At 33.0% G+C, this 1,542-nt stretch carries 1 protein-coding gene; it reads right to left on the bottom strand.

Features of this window, described 5'->3' with window-relative positions:
* Positions 1–202 precede the first annotated feature (202 nt).
* Positions 203–1,429, bottom strand: coding sequence for an IS256 family transposase (locus tag I6U48_RS29375; RefSeq protein ID WP_218324059.1), 1,227 nt, complete (start codon positions 1,427–1,429; stop codon positions 203–205).
* Positions 1,430–1,542: the final 113 nt, after the last annotated feature.

Genomic DNA, 1,542 nt, shown 5'->3' with positions numbered 1-1,542 from the left:
GAGAACGTGCATAGGTTTGTGTAAAATAGAATAGACAAGTTTAAATTTATTTGGAAATTACTATGGGAATTCTTTTCCATAGTAATTTTTATTTTTTGGGGAATAACTAGATAATGAGAAAGTATAGCTTCTTTATATCATTATTATTTGTAATACTTTCATTATTATTCATCTTTATTCAAAATAGTACAAGCCGTATTTTTTAGCCATATTGTTCAAGCCTATCTTTAAACATTATACTAAGTTGAGCTAGAGTACTAGCCCAATTTGCCCTAGGTGATGTCCATTTGACCATTATCTGTTCTGTTGCTAAGTATAAGGCTTTTGTTAAGGAATCATCCGTAGGAAATACAGTTCTTATTTTAGTGAACTTTCTTAACTGTCTGTTGAACCCTTCTAAGGCATTAGTAGTGTATATTATTTTTCTTATTTCCTGAGGAAAATCAAAATATGTTGACAAGTTGCCCCAATTATTATTCCATGATTGTATAACTATTGGATACTTATCCCCCCATTTAGCTTCTAAAGATTGAAGTGACTGACTTGCCATAGTTTCATTTACTGCTTGATACACGCACTTTAAATCCTTCATAAAAGCTTTAATATCTTTTGATGGTATATATTTCATGGAGTTTCTTATCTGATGAACTATACAATTCTGTATATTTACCTCAGGAAAGACAGCTTTAATAGCATCAGGAAGCCCTTTAAGCCCATCCATACATGCCAGAACTATATCCCTAACTCCTCTGTTTTTTAGGTCATTGCATACAGATAACCAAAATTTAGCGCCTTCTTGTTCTCCAATCCATATTCCAAGTATATCTTTATAACCCTTGATATCCAAGGCCATACAAATATACGCTGCTTTGCTGACAATTCTATGTTGATCTCTAACCTTGAAATGAACAGCATCCATATATACTATAGGATACAAAGGATCCAAAGCCCTATTCTGCCAAGCGGTAGCTGTGTCCATTACTTTATCAGTTATCTTAGATATCATTGAAGGGGATATGTCTACCCCGTATAATTCATCTATTTCTGACTTAATATCATCTACAGACATTCCTCTTGCATACAAACCTATCACTTTCTTATCAAGCTCATTGCAAACAGTTTCATATTTTTTCACAATCCTAGGCTCAAACTCAGCATTTCTATCTCTCGGTACGTCTACTCCAACCTCACCGAAACTAGTCTTAATCTTCTTTGAACTATGTCCATTTCTATAATTTCTATCTTCATTATTTTGCCTTTCATACTTCTCTCTGCCAAGGTGTTCCTCCATCTCTGCTTCTAGAAACTGCTGAATTATACCGCCAAATAGTCTCTGCATTAATCCATTCTTACCAACGAGATCCTCCATATTTTTGCACTTATTTAATTCTTTCTTTAGATCAATATCAGGTATTTCTAATGAATTCATAAATATCTCTCCTCATAAAAATATTTTATAGTTATTGTTCCCATAATTACCAGCTATACATACATAAAAAGAACATCCATAGATTTGATTTACACAAATCTATGGATGTTCCC

Origin of the sequence: Clostridium thailandense, assembly GCF_019207025.1 — a bacterium.
In the GTDB taxonomy this organism is placed as follows: Bacteria; Bacillota; Clostridia; order Clostridiales; family Clostridiaceae; genus Clostridium_AM; species Clostridium_AM thailandense.
The sequence above is the reverse complement of the archived record's forward strand: the minus strand, read 5'-3'. Positions and strand labels throughout refer to the sequence as shown.

Coding starts and splice junctions, on each gene's coding strand:
- I6U48_RS29375 (WP_218324059.1), bottom strand. CDS start 1,429: ATGAATTCATTAGAAATACCTGATATTGATCTAAAGAAAGAATTAAAT.